The organism is Mesorhizobium sp. WSM3862, assembly GCF_002294985.1.
In the GTDB taxonomy this organism is placed as follows: Bacteria; Pseudomonadota; Alphaproteobacteria; order Rhizobiales; family Rhizobiaceae; genus Mesorhizobium.
The window spans coordinates 314,738-330,630 of the sequence record NZ_NSGE01000002.1 but is presented as its reverse complement, the minus strand read 5'-3'; the positions used below and the strand labels follow the sequence as shown (position 1 = coordinate 330,630).

Genomic DNA, 15,893 nt, shown 5'->3' with positions numbered 1-15,893 from the left:
CGGTATCGTACAGGCCAGAGCGGAGCCGTCTACCCGCCGCTCGCGACAATGGCCGGAATGGCAGCGATGATATGCCAGTCCAGCCTGTTTTGTGCGACAAAATAAGACAGCACTACTGTCCTAAATTTTTTATGGCAGAAATCCCGCACCTGCACAAGACCGATTCACAAAATTCTTGGGCGTGCCGCGACACAAAATTTCGCGACGGGATCAAAAAACGCAACCTCTGGTCAGTTGTTACGGCCCGGCTGGCTTCACAGTTTTGCGAAAGATTGGCCCTTGCGCTTCGCGCGCCAAAGCAGTCAAGTCGCGCCGCTTTCTGCCAATCACAATACGGATCTCTCGATGTTCTTTGCATCCGACAACTGGGCGGGCGTTCATCCCGACATTTCGGCGAACCTCTCCCGCCACGCGCCCGGCATCGCGACCGCGTATGGCGACGGCGACCTGGACCGGGCCGTCTACCATCGCTTCAGCGAGATCTTCGAGCGGGAAGTTCAGGTGTTCTTCGTCGCCACCGGCACCGCGGCCAACGCCCTTTCGATGGCGGCGTTGAACCGTATCGGCGGCATCGCCCTTTGTCATTCCGAAGCGCATATGAATGTCGACGAGTTCGGCGCGATGGGCTTCTACACCGGCGGCGCTCGTACGGCGCCGGTTGCGGGCCCCCTGGGGCGCATCAACCCGCAGGCGCTCGACAATGCCATCAAGCGCTATTCGCAGGATCTTGCGCCGGCCGGCCAGCCGATGGCCGTGACGATCACCCAGGCGACCGAGGTGGGCACCGTCTACACCGTCGACGACGTCAAGGCGATCGCCGAGGTCAGCCGCAGGCACAAGCTGCCGCTGCACATGGATGGCGCGCGCTTCGCCAATGCGATTGCCGCGACCGACGTCACGCCGGCGGAAATGACCTGGAGGAGCGGCGTCGACCTGATCTCGTTCGGCGGCACCAAGAACGGTTGCTGGATGGCCGACGCGGTGGTGATCTTCAACCCGGAAGTCGGCCGGGATCTGCGCCTGCTTCGCCAGCGCGCCGGACAGACCTTTTCCAAGGCGCGCTTCATCTCGGCGCAATTCGAAGCCTATTTCACCGACGACCTTTGGCTGACGATGGCGCGGCATGCCAATGCGATGGCGGCACATCTCGCCGAGACGATCGAGGACGCGCCTGCGGGCAGGCTCGCCTGGCTGCCGCAGGCCAACGAAGTGTTCGCAATCTTCGACCGCGCTCTTGCCGAAAAGCTGCAGACCGCCGGCGCCAAATTCTATGAATGGGGCGTGCCGCAGGGTTTCGATGGCCATCTCGGCGACAAGGAAGCAATCTACCGTTTCGTCGCCAGCTTCGCCACCACCACGCAAGAGATCGACCGTCTCGGCCAACAGCTCTCGCAATGATCAGGCGAGCAAAGGCCCCAGCGACAGTTCGAGGCCAAGCAGGATCAAAAACGCCAGAAAACATCGGCGAAATGTCGCCGCGTTGATTTTCTGGCGCAGGATTAATGTCACAAACAAGCGGCGCCCTTCGGCGCCGCTTTCGTCTCGGGAGGGAGACGTTTCTTACATGGAGCCCGCGGCTTACGCGGCGGCCTTGGCCTCGATCTGCTTGGCCTTGTCCGAAGACGAGGTGATCGCGATCTTGCGCGGCTTCAGCTCTTCCGGAATGTTGCGCTTGAGGTCGACGAAAAGCAGGCCGTTCTTCAGCGTGGCGCCCTCGACCTCAACGTGGTCGGCGAGCTGGAAGCGACGCTCGAAGGCGCGCGAAGCGATGCCGCGATAGAGCAGCTCCGAACCCTCGCCATTGTTCTCTTCCTTGCGCTCACCCTTGACGGTGAGCACATTGCGGTGCGCCTCGATCGAGATCTCGTCTTCCGAGAAGCCGGCAACCGCCATCGAGATGCGATAGGCGTTCTCGCCGGTGCGCTCGATGTTATAGGGCGGATAGGTCTGCGCGCTCTCGGGCTGGCCGAGCGTGTCGAGCATGGTGAACAGCCGGTCGAAACCGACGGTCGAACGATAAAGCGGGGAAAAATCAACGTGACGCATGATGTGTTCTCCTGTTGAGCAACATGGTTTGCGTTTGACCCGGTACGAAACCCTCGAAAGGCGTTCCGGATAGGCCAGCGGCCCCGACATCGGCGGCCGCAACCTCCATTTGGGAAGCGGAAAAGCCCATTTCAAGAACTTCGCGCACCAACTTTCCCTTCGATTTTTTCGCTCGATGAACGCCAGATGAACCGAGGCTTCGGCATCCGTTCAGCCTGGGCTCGCTAGGCTGCAGTCGACAATACGGATATGCGGCGCCTCGATCGGTGCGCCGCGACGAGGCCGACCGGGTGTAACGTCCCTTCCTCCCGGATCGACAGAGGCCGGAAGCGCGCCGCAGGTGCTTCCGGCCTTCCCGTTCAGGAAAGCGCGCATCCCGGACCTTTGCTTTTGGCGCATGGGCGTCTATCACCGTGGCGACGCCTGGCCCGCTCGGGCAAGAAGCAATCAACGAAGCGCCGAATGACGGACCTTTTCTATCTGACTGAGGGCAATCCGCCGCCGCAGAACGCTGCCGGCGGCTTCTTCACCACCCGCGACGGCAGGAAGATCCGCTACGGCGTTTTCGCCGCCGTCGCCCGCCCGCTCCAGGGCACGGTGGTGCTGCTGACCGGCCGCAACGAGTGCATCGAGAAATATTTCGAGACCATCCGCGATCTCGCCAACCGCGGATTCGGCGTCGCCACCCTCGACTGGCGCGGCCAGGGCGATTCCAGCCGCCTGCTGCGCGACCGGCAGCGCGGCTATGTCCGCAGCTTCCGCGACTACACCCGTGATCTCGAGCAGTTCTTCGAGGAGATCGTGCTGCCCGATTGCCGCGGCCCCTATTACATCCTCGCCCATTCGACGGGAGCGGTGATCGCGCTGCTTGCCTCGCCGTCGATGGTCAACCGGGTGCGACGCATGGTGCTGATCGCGCCTTTCCTGGCCGTGCCCGACTTGCGGGTTTCGATCGCCACCATAAGGCGCGTCTGCGCGGTGTTCTGCGCGCTGGGCCTCGGCCGCCTCTATGCCGCCTGGGGGCCGCGCCCGAAATTGCCGACGCCCTTCGAAATGAACAAGGTGACGTCCGACCCGGAGCGCTACCGGCGCAATACCGACATTTACAGGGCCTGGCCCCACCTTGGACTCGGTGGTCCGACCATCCGCTGGCTGAAGGCCGCCGCCGCAGCCGCGGAGGCGGTCAGCGACCGCGATTTCATGGCAAGGATCCAGGTACCGACGCTGATCGTCGGCGCCGGCGCCGACCAGGTGGTCTCGACCAAGGCGGTCGAATCCTATGCCAGACGGCTGCGTGTCGGCTCGTTGTTGATGATCGACGGCGCGCATCATGAGATCCTGCAGGAGAGGGATCTCTTTCGCGAGCAGCTCCTGGCGGCCTTCGATGCTTTTGTTCCGGGAACCGGCGACGCTGCCTGATCACGGAACGACGCCGCGGATCAGCCGCGCAGCGCCGCCATTGCCGCGGCGTGCAACTCCGGCGTCGCCGCCGCCAATATGTCGCCGCCGTTTTCCGCCGGCCCGCCTTCGAAGGTGGTGACGACGCCGCCCGCCTTCTCGATGATCGGGATCAGCGCCACGATGTCGTAGGGTTTCAAACCCGGATCGGCGACGATATCGACGCTGCCCGCCGCCACCATGGCGAAGGCGTAGCAGTCGGTGCCGTAGCGGGCGAGCTGCACCTGTTTCTCGAACGCGTCATAGCGGTTGCGCGCCGCGCCCTTGAACAGCGCCGGCGTGGTGGTGAACAGGGTCGCCTGCGAAAGCTGCGTCGTCTTGCGCGTCGCGAGCCTGCGCGGGCCACCCGGGCCTTCGTAATGCGAGCCGGAGGCATTGGCATAAAACAGCTCGCCGGTGAAGGGCTGCGACATCAGGCCGGCTACGGCATCGCCGTCGATCGTCAGTCCGACCAGCGTTCCCCAGACCGGCAGGCCGGAAATGAAGGCGCGTGTGCCGTCGATCGGGTCGATGACCCAGACATGCCGGCTCGAAATGTTCTCGCTGCCATGCTCCTCGCCGAGGATGCCGTGGTCGGGATACTCCGCCGAGATAAGCGCCCGGATCGCCCGCTCGGCCTCGCGATCGGCCTCCGTCACCGGATCGAAGCTCTCCGCCAGCTTATTGGCGACTGCGGCCTGGCTGCGGAAGCGAGGCAAGGTCTCGGCGGCGGCGGCACGCGCGATGCGCCGCATGAAGTCGATGCTGATATCCAAACCACTCTCCCCGTTGCGGCAACCATCTCGCAGCCGCTGTCTTCTTGTCGGACCGGAGCGTAAAACCGGGTCAGGCGCCCTCGCCTGTTGCCTCAAAGTCACACGTCAGGCGCCGAAACCGGATTTGCACATCATATTGAATTAAAAAAGCCTGAAGTCGATTGACATTTGTGCATCGCACAATACTTTTGTTCTCGGACAGCTTATCCTGTCCATGCCCTCCTTGGGCGTTTCCTCCCTAGACTTCGACCGTGTCGTGAAAACGATGCGGTCTTTTTTTTAGCCGCGGTTCCCAGCGCCGCCGTCATTCGGCGGCGAGCGGCAGGTCGAGGAAATGATGGCCGGGCATCGAAATCAGTTCGGCCGAAAACCGCGTCAGGTCGTCGGCTAAAGCGTCGAAGCCGGCCGATTTCTGGAATGTCCGCTCGTTCATGTAGAGCCCGCGATTGACCTCGATCTGCAGCGCGTGGAGATGACGCGCCGGCCGCCCGTAATGCTCGGTTATGAAGCCGCCGGCATAAGGCTTGTTATGCGCGACAGCGTAGCCCATTCCGGTGAGCAGGCCGATCGCCCTCTCGGTTAGAGCCGCGCTGGCGGAAATGCCGAAACGATCGCCGATGATGAAGTCCGGCCGCGCGCCATTGTCGCCGACCCGGACGCTGGCCGGCATCGAATGGCAGTCGATCAGCACGGCATAGCCGAATCTGGCGTGGGTCCTGGTCAAGAGCCGCTTCAGCGTCTCGTGATAGGGCTTGTAGACGGCCTCTATGCGTCCCACGGCCTCGGAAAGCGGCAGACGCCCGGGATAGATGTCGAGCCCCTCTCCCACCAGCTTCGGCACGGTGCCCAGCCCGCCCGCGACGCGGGCCGAACGGATATTGCAGAAGGACGGCACCGGCTCCGCGAACATGCGCGGATCGAGTTCCCACGGTTCGCGGTTGACGTCGAGATAGGCGCGCGGGAAATTTGCCGCCAGCATCGGCGCGCCGAGCGCGACGGCGCCGCCGAACAGTTCATCGACATAGCAATCCTCCGAGCGGCGTATGGCGTTGCGGTCGAGCCGCACCATGGCCAGGAAGCGCTCGGGATAATGGCGGCCGCTATGCGGCGAGTTGAACAGGAAAGCTACGCGTTGCTCGGCGCCCGATCGGATTTCGAAGGGTGGTGTGACCGAAAAATCCTCGGCTGCCGTCTTCAATTTGAACGAACCAGGACGAAGCACTGCATCATGATGCGAAACTGCCATCTTGCGCCCGGCATGTCCAGCATTTCAGCCCCGCGAAACGCACAGTCGAAGTGGTCGCGACAAGGCCAACGTTCACTTGATGTTTACCGTCTCCTCCTCATATACAGGATGGTTAACGGGCTTGCCCGGCGGCAGGCTTGGGGCGGGTGATTCGGACGGGATACGATGGCACGCATTCTTCTGGCGGAAGACGACGACGATATGCGCCGGTTCCTCGTCAAGGCGCTGGAACGCGCCGGCTACCAGGTGAGCGATTTCGACAACGGCGCCAGCGCCTATGAGCGGCTGCGCGAGGAGCCTTTTTCGCTGCTTCTGACCGACATCGTCATGCCGGAGATGGACGGCATCGAGCTTGCCCGCCGCGCCACCGAGATTGATCCGGACCTCAAGGTCATGTTCATCACCGGCTTCGCTGCCGTCGCGCTCAATCCGGATTCCAAGGCGCCCAAGGACGCCAAGGTGCTGTCGAAGCCGTTCCATCTGCGCGATCTCGTCAACGAGGTCGAGAAGATGCTTCAGGCGGCCTAAAGGGTTTTTCCGGCCGACGCATGTCGTCCAAAACGGCGCAGCGGCTGGGAAAACGACATCAACTAAACAAAGATCTAAGCGCGTCACTCGAACCCGTTTCGACGCGACGCGCTTTGGGCATTGGCGCTTCCGCCGCTGCGGCAAACGGAGCTTTCTTTTCTTGTTCCTGCTATTGACGCGCCGGACCAAAAATGGTGTATGCGCGGCTTCGGATGGGCGTGTAGCTCAGCGGGAGAGCACTGCATTGACATTGCAGGGGTCACAAGTTCAATCCTTGTCACGCCCACCATCCTTTCAATAACTTAGCTAACGCAATGTGCCGATTGGCACAGAAACTCCGGGGCGAAGATTTCCAACCGCGACCCCGGAACCAAAGCGGACGCGTTCCGTTGCACGCCAATGGGGACTGGCTGCAATGGCCGAAGACGACGACCGTCTCTGGAAGGTCTATAAAGATTCCATCAAATTGCGCGCCGAGCGGTATCGGCTTCGAGCCGAAGTCGACGCCGAACGGCAACAAGCGCGACGGATCCGCAGCGAATTGCAATCGGCCCGAGAGGGAGCCTGGATATTCCGGCAAGGCCCAGAAGATCTCTGACGCCCGCAGTGCAACTGATCTGACGCTCGCGAGTTCACCTTCATCGTCGGCAACTAGCAAAGGACGCCGGCGGCTGAGAGACAGCGACCGCGCTCCCGTCTGAACCAAGACCGGAGACGCGTCATGCGAGACCGATTTCCCGACAATCCGCGTCCGCGCCCTCTTCAAGCCGAGAGCGACAGGAAACTCCTCGCCCAAACGCGAGATGTGATCAATCGTTCGAGGCAGAAGCTCATCGACACAGAACCGCAGATCGATCCGCACCGGTTGAAGCGGATTTCTCGCAAAGCCACTGGGGTCTAGACCTCGGCCTGCGGGAACATGCCGCTACTGCCGATCGGCCGGCCTAATGATGGTCCACGACCGCGGTGCCAACCTCCTCCAGTTGAAGTTCGACTGCTGCCGGTCCAAGCCCGATATCAGGGTTACAATTTTCGCCAGCGGCAGGGAAGCGAGAGGCGACCCTCTCAGACGCCCGAGACGGCGCAAAGCGCTTTCATCCTGGCGACGGCGAGATCTGGATCGGCCAGCAATCCCGCCTGATCGGCGAGACGGAAGACATCGGCGTAGTGGCAGATGCCGCGCGCCGACTGCATGCCGCCGACCATAGTGAAATGATCCTGGTGGCCATTCAGCCAGGCCATGAAGACGATGCCTGCCTTGTAAAATTCCGTCGGGGCTTCGAAGATCTTGCGCGACAGCGGCACGGTCGGCGCCATCAGCGCGTCATAGCCGGCCCGGTCGCCCTCGGCGAGCCTGGCCAACGCTGCGTTGGCCACCGGGGCGATGGCATCGAAGATGCCGAGCAGCGCATGCGAGTGCCTCTTGCCGTCCCCCGCGATCAGCTCCGGATAGTTGAAATCGTCACCCGTGAACATCACCACGCCTTCAGGCAAGCGGTCGCGCAGCAGCACCTCCTTATGGGCGTCGAGCAGCGATATCTTTATGCCTTCGACCTTGTCGGCGTGCCGCTCGATGATGGCGACCACGGTGTCCAGGGCGGTATCGAAATCATTGCTGCCCCAATAGCCCTTGAGCGCCGGATCGAACATGTCGCCCAGCCAGTGCAGGATCACCTTGCCGGAGGCTTGGCCGAGGATGCGGTCGTAGACGCGGGCATAGTCGTCCGGGCCTTTGGCCACGGCCGCCAGCGCGCGGCTTGCCATCATGATCGCCTTGCCGCCCCCGCCTTCGATAAAGGCGAACTGCTCCTCATAGGCTCGGATCACATCGTCCAGCGACTTTGCCGCGGCCGGCGCCAGATGGTCGGTGCCGGCGCCGGAAGCGAGATCGGCGCCTTTCACCGTGCGCGCCTCGGCGATCGAGCGCCGGATCAGTTCTTTCGCGCTCGCCCAGTCGAAACCCATGCCGCGCTGCGAGGTGTCCATCGCCTCGGCGATGCGGAAGCCGAGCCGCCACAGGTGATGACGGAACGCCATGGTCTTGTCCCAGTCGACCGCCGGCCGCGACCAGGGATCGGTCATGGCGAAGGGGTTGGCGACGACATGGGCAGCGGCATAGGCGACGCGCGGGAAATCCGCGCCGATGATGGGCTGCGCCGGTTGGCCGACCAGCCGGTAGCCGACACGATCGCCATTCTTCGCAGGCAGGATGATGTCCATCGAACTCTCCCTCTGCGGCAGCCTATAGATGGAACGTTCCAATAAATCAAGAACCTTTATGATCCCCGCGGCTGAAGCGATCCAACGCAGCATCGCGGTCCTAAGCCCATGCGTTCTCTAGAGACCGATCAATTTTTCGAAATCAACATGATTCCCAGTTGACTCCGGTTTGACGCAATGTTTAGAACGTTCCAATAAATTCTAACACCGGACACGGGGGAAGCACGGATATGGCCAGCCGGGCCAAGGCGACGATCCTGGATATCGCCCGTGAGGCCGGCGTGTCCAAATCGACGGTATCGCTCGTGCTGCAAGGCAGCGGGCTGATCCGGCCTGAGACGGCGCTCAAGGTCCGCAAGGCGATCGAGGATGTCGGTTATGTCTACAACCGCGGCGCCGCCAACCTGCGCAAGGCGCATTCCAACGTCATCGGCATGGTGATCAACGATCTCACCAATCCCTTCTTCGCCGAGCTGGCTGTCAGCATGGAGCGCGTCTTTCAGGCCGCAGGCATCGTGCCCTTCATCGCCAACACCGCGGAAAATCCGGTCCGCCAGGAAGAAGTGCTGAAGTCGCTGCTGGAACAGGGCGTCGCCGGTCTGATCGTCTCGCCGGCGCGCGGCACCACGCCCGGCGCCTTCCGCCGCATCGAGGCTGCCGGCGTGCCGGTCGTCTTCGCCATGCGCCGCCTGCCCGAGAGCCGCATCCCGGCAATCGCGCCCGACAACCATCGCGGCGCCTATCTCGCCACCCAGCATCTGATCGGCAAAGGCCACCGCCGGCTGGCTTTCTTCGGCGGTTCGTCCGACCTCGTTGTCTATCACGACAGGCTCGGCGGCTTCATCGAGGCTTGCGAGGCGCTTGGCATCCCGGCCGCCAACCGGACGATCGTCGAAGGCGAGACCAGCCGCAGAGGCGGCATGGCCTGCCTGGAGACCGCGCTTGCGGCAGCCGAGCCGCCGACAGCCGCGCTTTGCTTCAACGACGCCGTCGCTTTCGGCGTCATGCTCGCGCTGCGCAAGCGCGGCCTGGAGGCCGGGGCCGACTTCGCCGTGGTCGGTTTCGACGACGTGGCCGAAGCCGAACACTACATGCCGGCGCTGACCAGCGTCGCCGTCGACACCCCAGGCCTTGGCGAGCGCGCCGCGCACGTCATGCTGAAGATGATCCAGTCGCGCACGACGCGCGCCGAGGACCATATCGGCGCGGTCAGCCTCGTCGTCAGGGAAAGCTGCGGCCCGAGCCGCAGCGCGCACGGCACTGGAATGGGAGACGCGGCATGAGCGTGAGATGGGGCCTGATCGGCGCGAGCACGATCGCCAGGCAGTTCATGGTCAACGCCATTCGCGCGCAGGCCGACGGCGCGGTTGCCGCCGTGATGAGCTCCAGCGCAGAGCGGGCTCAAGGCTACGCCAAGGAAAACGGCATTCCTAAAGCCGTCTCGACGCTCGATGCGCTGCTTGGCTCGGACATTGATGCCGTCTACATCTCGACCACCAATGAGCTGCATCTCGAACAGGGGCTGGCCGCCATCAAGGCCGGCAAGCATGTGCTCTGCGAAAAGCCGCTGGCGCTGACCAGCGCCGATGCGCGCAAGATGGTGGCGGCGGCCAGGAAAGCCGGCATCGTGTTCGGCACCAACCATCATCTGCGCAATGCCGGCGCGCACCGGGCGATGCGCGAGGCAATCGCAACCGGCCGTATCGGCAAACCGATCGCCGCGCGTGTCTTCCATTCCGTCTATCTGCCTGAAAGCCTGCAGGGCTGGCGCATCACCAGGCCCGAAGCCGGGGGCGGCGTGGTGCTCGACATCACGGTGCACGATGCAGACACGCTGCGCTTCGTGCTCGGCGACGATCCGGTCGATATCTCGGCCTTCACACAGTCGGCCGGCATGGCCGGCGGCGGGCTGGAGGACGGCGCGATGTGCATCTGGCGCTTCAAGTCCGGCGTCATTGCGCAATCGCATGAAGGCTTCACGACCAAGTTCGCCGGCATCGGTTTCGAAGTGCATGGGTCGGAGGGCTCGCTGATCGCCACCGATGTGATGACGCAGAAGCCGGTCGGCTCGGTGCTGCTGCGCACTGCAAATGGCGAGGAAGAGCTGAACTTCGATCGCGAGGACCTCTACACCCGCTCGCTGCGCCAGTTCCATGCCGCGATCCGCGGCGAAGGCCAGCCTTCGGCCACCGGCGAGGACGGCATTTGGTCGCTGGCATCCGCCGAAGCAGCACTGCAATCATCGAAGACCGGCAAGGCCGTGATCATCGATCCGCAACTCGGGAGCCTCGCGTGATGAAGCTCGTCACGGCAGCGCATGCCGCCAGCCTGATCAAGGACGGCATGGTTGTCTCGGTGTCGTCCTCGAGCGGCCTCGGCTGCCCCGACGCCGTGCTCGCCGCGATCGGCGAGCGCTTCGATGCGGAAGGGCATCCGAGAGCGATCACCACGCTGCACCCGATCGCCGCTGGCGACATGTACGGCATCAAGGGCATCGACCATCTCGCCAAGCCTGGCCTGCTCAAACGCACGCTCTGCGGCTCGTATCCGTCAGGCCCCTCCTCCGCCGAGCCGCCGCGGATCTGGCAGATGATCGGCGACGACTCGGTCGCGGCTTACAACGTGCCCTCCGGCATCCTCTTCGACATGCATCGCGAGGCGGCCGCCAAGCGTCCCGGCGTGCTGACCAAGGTCGGCCTCGACACTTTCGCCGACCCTCGCCACCAGGGCTGCGCCATGAACGCCGCCGCCAGCGAGCCGATCGTCTCGGTGCAGCAGTTCGACGGCGAGGAGTGGCTCTATTTCCGCGCCGTCGTCCCCAACGTCTCGATCATCCGCGCCACCTCCGCCGACGAGCGCGGCAACCTCACCTACGAGCATGAGGGCGCCTATCTCGGCGGTCTCGAACAGGCATTGGCTGCCCGCAACAATGGCGGCATCGTCATTGCGCAGGTTAAGCGCATCGTCGAGAACGGAACCCTCAAGCCGCACGATGTGCGCGTGCCCGGCGTCTTGGTCGACCATATCGTGGTCGCGCCCGATCAGCTGCAGACGACGCAGACGGCTTACGACCCGGCGATCTCGGGCGAGATCTTCCGGCCGCTCTCCACCTTCCGCACCCCGGAGATGAACATCCAGAAGGTGATCGCGCGCCGCGTCGCCATGGAGTTGCGCGACGGCATGGCCGTCAATATCGGCTTCGGCATCTCCGCCAACGTGCCGCGCATTCTTCTCGAGGAAGGCCAGCACGGCAAGGTCACCTGGGTGATCGAGCAGGGCGCGGTCGGCGGCGTGCCGCTGCTCGACTTCAAGTTCGGCTGCGCCTCGAATGCCGAGGCGATCATGCCCTCGCCGCACCAGTTCATCTATTTCCAGGCCGGCGGCTTTGACGCCTCGCTCCTGTCCTTCCTGCAGATCGACCGCCACGGCTCGGTCAACGTGTCGAAGCTTTCGGCGAGACCGCATGTGACGGCCGGCGCCGGCGGCTTCGTCGATATCACCGCGCGGGCGAAGAAGATCGTCTTCTCCGGCTTCTTCAATGCTGGCGCCAAGCTTTCGCTGGCGAACGGCGCCCTCAGCATCGACCAGGAAGGCAAGGTGAAAAAGATCGTCGAGGAGGTCGAGCACATCTCCTTCTCCGGCAAGCGCGCGGTCGCGCAAGGCCAGGACATCACCTATGTCACCGAACGCTGTGTGATGAAGCTGACCCAGGCCGGGCTGATGGTGACCGAGCTGGCGCCCGGCATCGATCTCGAACGCGATGTGCTGGCGCAGGCCGACACTCCGCTCTCCGTCGCAAACGACCTCAAGTTCACGCCGGCGTCGCTCTATCAGGACGGGCCGATCGGCCTGTCGCTCAATGGCGGCGCTTCGCTTGGAGGCGCGCATGGCTGAACGACTCGTCACCTTCGAGCAGGATGGCGTGATCGGTACCGTGACGCTCAGGCGGCCGGAAAAGTTCAACGCGCTCGACATTCCGATGCTGCGCGCGCTCGAAGCCGCGCTCGACAAGGCCGAGCTGGCCGAGGGTGTCCGTGTCGTGCTCATCAGCGGCGAAGGCAAGGGTTTTTGCGCCGGCGGCGACGTCGAGGCCTGGGCACAATTAAGCGCCGCCGATTTCCAGGTTCAATGGGTGCGCTATGGCCATCGTGTCTTCGACCGGCTGGCGCGGCTTCGGCAACCGACCATCGCCGTGCTGTCCGGCCATGCGCTGGGCGGCGGCTTGGAATTGGCCGCCGCCTGCGATTTCCGCGTCGCCGAAACCCAGATCAAGCTCGGCTTTCCCGAAACCTCGATCGGCGTCGTGCCCGGCTGGTCTGGTACGCAGCGCGCCGTGCGCCGCTTCGGCGCGCAAACGGTGCGGCGCATGGCAATAGGGGGCGAAGTCCTGCTGGCGAACGAGGCGCTTGCCCTCGGCGTCGTCGACCGCGTCGTCGAAACCGGCAAGGCCTTGGGTGAAGCAAAAGCCTGGGGAGAAAAGATCGCCGAGCGTGGTCCGCTCGCAACCGAGGCCGCCAAGCTGATGATCGGCATTGCCGAAGGCGAGGAAGACGCCGCCGCTACGGAAGCGCTGGCCAGCGGCTTCATTGCGCTCACCGACGATCTCAAGGCCGGTGTCGGCGCCTTCAAGGCCAGGCACAAGCCGGGCTTTTCGAGATCTTGAGAGAAATACGATGAACGCACCGCTTAACATTTCCATGCCGGTCGAAGCGTCTCAGGCGCCGAAGAGCTACAAGCTTCTGATCGACGGCAAACATGTCGATGCCCGGGACGGCCGCACGATCGAACGCATCAGCCCCGGCCACGGTTTTGCGGTTTCACGCTATGCGCAGGCGGGTGCTGCGGAAGTCGACGCTGCGGTGCAGGCCGCGCACAAGGCCTTCGAGGCCGGCGCATGGCCGCGCATGAAGGCGTCGGAACGCGCCGCGGTGCTGCTCAAAGCGGCCGATCTGATCGAGGGCCGGCTGGAAGAGATTGCCAGGCTCGACGCGTTGGAATCCGGCAAGCCGGTCGCACAGGCGCGCGGCGAGATCGGCGGCGCCGTCGACATCTGGCGCTATGCCGCTTCGCTTGCCCGCACGCTCCATGGCGAGAGCTACGCCAATCTCGGCGATGACATGCTGGGCGTGGTCGTGCGCGAGCCGATCGGCGTCGTCTCGATCATCACGCCGTGGAATTTTCCCTTCCTGATCGTCAGCCAGAAACTGCCCTTCGCGCTCGCGGCCGGCTGCACTGCCGTGGTCAAGCCGAGCGAGATGACCTCGGCGTCGACCTTCGTGCTCGGCGATATCCTGCTGCAGGCCGGCCTGCCGACGGGTGTCGTCAACATCCTCGCTGGCCTGGGTAGCGATGTCGGCGCGCCAATGGTCAGCCATCCGCTGGTTGAGATGGTGTCCTTCACCGGCTCGACCCGCGTCGGCAAGATGACCATGGCGGCGGCGTCCAGTTCGCTGAAGAAGGTGTCGATGGAGCTCGGCGGCAAGAACGGCCAGATCGTCTTTCCCGACGCCGATCTCGAAGCAGCGGCGGATGCCGCAGTCTTCGGCGGCTTCTTCAACGCCGGCGAATGCTGCAATGCCGGCAGTCGGCTGATCGTGCATGAGGCGATCGCGGACGACTTTCTCGGCGCAGTCAAGGCGCTGGCCGAGAGGGTGAAAGTCGGCGATCCGCTTGACGACCGCACCAAGGTCGGCGCGATGATCTCGGCCGACCACATGGCAAAGGTAGCCGGCTATGTGACGGCGGCCAAAACCGGCGGCGGCAGCGTCTTCAGCGGCGGCGGACAGCTCGCCTCCAACGCCGGCCAGTATCTCGATCCGACCATTGTCCGCAACGTTACCGAGGACATGGAAATCGCGCGCGAGGAAGTCTTCGGGCCGGTGCTGTCCGTGCTCACTTTTGAAACGATTGAAAGGGCATTGCACATCGCCAACAACACGCCCTATGGTCTGTCTGCGGGAGTGTGGAGCGCCAGCATCGACACATGCATGTCGGTGGCGCGCGGTGTGCGTTCGGGGACGGTTTGGGTGAATACGTTCATGGAGGGTTATCCCGAACTGCCCTTCGGCGGCTACAAGCAATCCGGTCTCGGACGCGAACTCGGCAAACGCGCCGTCGAGGACTATACCGAGGAAAAGACAATCCAGTTTCATCGCGGCCAGCGCACCGGATGGTGGCTCGGCTGAGTTGGGAGACCCCGGCGGTCACCCCGCCGGTTATGTGAATGCAACAAGGGAGGTAGTGCATGTTGCGCAAACTGCTTATCGGAACGGCTCTTGCGACGAGCTTTGCGTTCTCGGCGCATGCCGCGGACGTCAAGGAAGTGCAGATGCTGCATTGGTGGACGTCGGGCGGCGAAGCGGCTGCTCTGAACGTGCTGAAGCAGGATCTGGCCAAGGAAGGCTATGCCTGGAAGGACGTGCCGGTGGCCGGCGGCGGCGGCGACGCCGCCATGACCGCGCTGAAGGCGATGGTCGCGGCCGGCAACTATCCGACTGCCTCGCAGATGCTGGGCTACACCGTGCTCGACTATGCCGCTGCTGGCGTCATGGGCGACCTCACCGAGACCGCCAAGAAGGAAGGCTGGGACAAGAGCGTTCCGGCCGCCCTGCAGAAGTTCTCCGTCTATGACGGCAAGTGGGTCGCGGCTCCGGTCAACGTCCACTCGGTTAACTGGCTGTGGATCAACAAGGCCGTGATGGACAAGATCGGCGGCACCGAGCCAAAGACCTTCGACGACTTCATCGCCCTGCTCGACAAGGCCAAGGCTGCTGGCGTCATCCCGCTGGCGCTTGGCGGCCAGAACTGGCAGGAAGCGACCATGTTCGACTCCGTCGTGCTGTCGACCGGCGGACCGGAATTCTACAAGAAGGCGATGAACGACCTCGATGAGGAGTCGCTCAAGTCCGACACGATGAAGAAGTCGTTCGACAACCTTGCCAAGCTCGTCACCTATGTCGACCCGAACTTCTCGGGCCGCGACTGGAACCTCGCCACCGCCATGGTCATCAAGGGCGATGCGCTGGTTCAGGTCATGGGCGACTGGGCCAAGGGCGAGTTCCACGCCGCCAACAAGACCCCGGGCACGGACTTCCTCTGCTACCGCTTCCCGGGCACCGACGGCTCGGTGATCTACAACTCCGACATGTTCGGCATGTTCAACGTTCCGGACGACCGCAAGGCCGCGCAGGTCGCTCTGGCCACCGCCACCCTTTCGAAGAGCTTCCAGTCGGCTTTCAATGTCGTGAAGGGCTCGGTCCCCGCCCGTACCGACGTGCCGGACACCGACTTCGATGCTTGCGGCAAGAAGGGCATCGCCGACCTTAAGGCGGCTAACGAGGGCGGCAAGCTGTTCGGCTCGTTGGCCCAGGGCTATGGCGCGCCCCCGGCTGTCGCCAACGCCTACAAGGACGTCATCTCGAAGTTCGTCCATGGCCAGATCAAGACCTCGGACGAAGCCGTGACCGAATTGGTCAAGGCGATCGACGACGCCAAGTAAGGCGTTTTGCTGGAGCAATTCCAGGAAAAGTGCATAGCGGTTTTCCGTTCGGAATTGCATAAACAAAACCACTCGAGTCTCCCCCGCTCCGGCGGGGGAGGTCTCCTGTCGAGACGATATACGGGATTGCTGCCTGGTGTGC

The 15,893-nt window shown here is 63.6% G+C and carries 14 protein-coding genes and 1 tRNA gene; 11 read left to right on the top strand and 4 right to left on the bottom strand.

Annotated elements, in window-relative coordinates:
- Positions 1-345: 345 nt before the first annotated feature.
- Complete coding sequence (locus CK224_RS05900) at positions 346-1,398, top strand: low specificity L-threonine aldolase (RefSeq protein WP_095781448.1); 1,053 nt, start codon at positions 346-348, stop codon at positions 1,396-1,398.
- A 180-nt stretch (positions 1,399-1,578) separates the two neighbouring features.
- Here the strand turns inward: CK224_RS05900 and CK224_RS05895 are convergent, their stop codons facing one another.
- Complete coding sequence (locus CK224_RS05895) at positions 1,579-2,046, bottom strand: Hsp20 family protein (RefSeq protein WP_067002526.1); 468 nt, start codon at positions 2,044-2,046, stop codon at positions 1,579-1,581.
- 462 nt (positions 2,047-2,508) lie between these two features.
- Here CK224_RS05895 and CK224_RS05890 point away from each other — a divergent pair, with 462 nt between their 5' ends.
- Entirely contained in the window at positions 2,509-3,465 is a 957-nt protein-coding gene (locus CK224_RS05890) for an alpha/beta hydrolase (protein WP_095781113.1), read from the top strand.
- A 20-nt stretch (positions 3,466-3,485) separates the two neighbouring features.
- On the opposite strand, the gene hisN is transcribed toward CK224_RS05890, so the two are convergent.
- Both hisN and CK224_RS05880 read right to left on the bottom strand, forming a co-directional pair.
- Positions 3,486-4,259, bottom strand: a complete 774-nt coding sequence (gene hisN, locus CK224_RS05885; protein ID WP_067002530.1) for a histidinol-phosphatase — start codon at positions 4,257-4,259, stop codon at positions 3,486-3,488.
- Positions 4,260-4,563: 304 nt separating this feature from the next.
- Positions 4,564-5,505 (bottom strand): N-formylglutamate amidohydrolase, encoded by a 942-nt coding sequence (locus tag CK224_RS05880; RefSeq protein WP_067002532.1) that lies wholly within the window; start codon positions 5,503-5,505, stop codon positions 4,564-4,566.
- 165 nt (positions 5,506-5,670) lie between these two features.
- On the opposite strand from CK224_RS05880, the gene CK224_RS05875 reads away from it, so the two are divergent.
- The 3 genes from CK224_RS05875 to CK224_RS30650 all read left to right on the top strand — a co-directional run bounded on the left by CK224_RS05875 (position 5,671) and on the right by CK224_RS30650 (position 6,631).
- Positions 5,671-6,033, top strand: coding sequence for a response regulator (locus tag CK224_RS05875; protein ID WP_006199474.1), 363 nt, complete (start codon positions 5,671-5,673; stop codon positions 6,031-6,033).
- A 214-nt stretch (positions 6,034-6,247) separates the two neighbouring features.
- Positions 6,248-6,322: transfer RNA gene (locus CK224_RS05870), tRNA-Val, on the top strand.
- Between the two features lie 126 nt (positions 6,323-6,448).
- Complete coding sequence (locus CK224_RS30650) at positions 6,449-6,631, top strand: hypothetical protein (RefSeq protein ID WP_128372237.1); 183 nt, start codon at positions 6,449-6,451, stop codon at positions 6,629-6,631.
- 467 nt (positions 6,632-7,098) lie between these two features.
- Here CK224_RS30650 and CK224_RS05865 read toward each other — a convergent pair whose 3' ends face one another.
- Positions 7,099-8,253, bottom strand: coding sequence for a dihydrodipicolinate synthase family protein (locus CK224_RS05865; RefSeq protein WP_067002534.1), 1,155 nt, complete (start codon positions 8,251-8,253; stop codon positions 7,099-7,101).
- A 230-nt stretch (positions 8,254-8,483) separates the two neighbouring features.
- Here CK224_RS05865 and CK224_RS05860 point away from each other — a divergent pair, with 230 nt between their 5' ends.
- From CK224_RS05860 to CK224_RS05835, 6 genes are read left to right on the top strand one after another with little or no spacing between them, the layout of a single operon-like run.
- The gene (locus CK224_RS05860) at positions 8,484-9,536 is read left to right on the top strand and encodes a LacI family DNA-binding transcriptional regulator (protein ID WP_095781112.1); all 1,053 of its coding nucleotides are present in this window, start codon (positions 8,484-8,486) and stop codon (positions 9,534-9,536) included.
- On the top strand, positions 9,533-10,549 hold the full coding sequence (locus tag CK224_RS05855; RefSeq protein ID WP_095781111.1) for a Gfo/Idh/MocA family oxidoreductase: 1,017 nt from the start codon (positions 9,533-9,535) through the stop codon (positions 10,547-10,549). The genes CK224_RS05860 and CK224_RS05855 overlap by 4 nt, the downstream gene beginning before the upstream one ends.
- Positions 10,549-12,147 carry an acyl CoA:acetate/3-ketoacid CoA transferase gene (locus tag CK224_RS05850; RefSeq protein WP_176477879.1) on the top strand — a complete coding sequence of 533 codons (1,599 nt, stop codon included), beginning with the start codon at positions 10,549-10,551 and terminating at the stop codon, positions 12,145-12,147. Before CK224_RS05855 ends, CK224_RS05850 begins: the two co-directional genes overlap by 1 nt.
- Positions 12,140-12,916, top strand: coding sequence for an enoyl-CoA hydratase/isomerase family protein (locus CK224_RS05845; protein WP_095781447.1), 777 nt, complete (start codon positions 12,140-12,142; stop codon positions 12,914-12,916). The genes CK224_RS05850 and CK224_RS05845 overlap by 8 nt, the downstream gene beginning before the upstream one ends.
- A 10-nt stretch (positions 12,917-12,926) precedes the next feature.
- Entirely contained in the window at positions 12,927-14,438 is a 1,512-nt protein-coding gene (locus tag CK224_RS05840) for an aldehyde dehydrogenase family protein (RefSeq protein ID WP_095781109.1), read from the top strand.
- A gap of 59 nt (positions 14,439-14,497) precedes the next feature.
- Entirely contained in the window at positions 14,498-15,751 is a 1,254-nt protein-coding gene (locus tag CK224_RS05835; protein WP_067002546.1) for an ABC transporter substrate-binding protein, read from the top strand.
- Positions 15,752-15,893: the final 142 nt, after the last annotated feature.

What these genes read in the sequence shown, in the direction of transcription:
- CK224_RS05900 (WP_095781448.1), top strand. Translation starts at nt 346, where the DNA reads ATGTTCTTTGCATCCGACAACTGGGCGGGCGTTCATCCCGACATTTCG.
- CK224_RS05895 (WP_067002526.1), bottom strand. Translation starts at nt 2,046, where the DNA reads ATGCGTCACGTTGATTTTTCCCCGCTTTATCGTTCGACCGTCGGTTTC.
- CK224_RS05890 (WP_095781113.1), top strand. Translation starts at nt 2,509, where the DNA reads ATGACGGACCTTTTCTATCTGACTGAGGGCAATCCGCCGCCGCAGAAC.
- CK224_RS05880 (WP_067002532.1), bottom strand. Translation starts at nt 5,505, where the DNA reads ATGGCAGTTTCGCATCATGATGCAGTGCTTCGTCCTGGTTCGTTCAAA.
- CK224_RS05875 (WP_006199474.1), top strand. Translation starts at nt 5,671, where the DNA reads ATGGCACGCATTCTTCTGGCGGAAGACGACGACGATATGCGCCGGTTC.
- CK224_RS30650 (WP_128372237.1), top strand. Translation starts at nt 6,449, where the DNA reads ATGGCCGAAGACGACGACCGTCTCTGGAAGGTCTATAAAGATTCCATC.
- CK224_RS05865 (WP_067002534.1), bottom strand. Translation starts at nt 8,253, where the DNA reads ATGGACATCATCCTGCCTGCGAAGAATGGCGATCGTGTCGGCTACCGG.
- CK224_RS05860 (WP_095781112.1), top strand. Translation starts at nt 8,484, where the DNA reads ATGGCCAGCCGGGCCAAGGCGACGATCCTGGATATCGCCCGTGAGGCC.
- CK224_RS05855 (WP_095781111.1), top strand. Translation starts at nt 9,533, where the DNA reads ATGAGCGTGAGATGGGGCCTGATCGGCGCGAGCACGATCGCCAGGCAG.
- CK224_RS05850 (WP_176477879.1), top strand. Translation starts at nt 10,549, where the DNA reads ATGAAGCTCGTCACGGCAGCGCATGCCGCCAGCCTGATCAAGGACGGC.
- CK224_RS05845 (WP_095781447.1), top strand. Translation starts at nt 12,140, where the DNA reads ATGGCTGAACGACTCGTCACCTTCGAGCAGGATGGCGTGATCGGTACC.
- CK224_RS05840 (WP_095781109.1), top strand. Translation starts at nt 12,927, where the DNA reads ATGAACGCACCGCTTAACATTTCCATGCCGGTCGAAGCGTCTCAGGCG.
- CK224_RS05835 (WP_067002546.1), top strand. Translation starts at nt 14,498, where the DNA reads ATGTTGCGCAAACTGCTTATCGGAACGGCTCTTGCGACGAGCTTTGCG.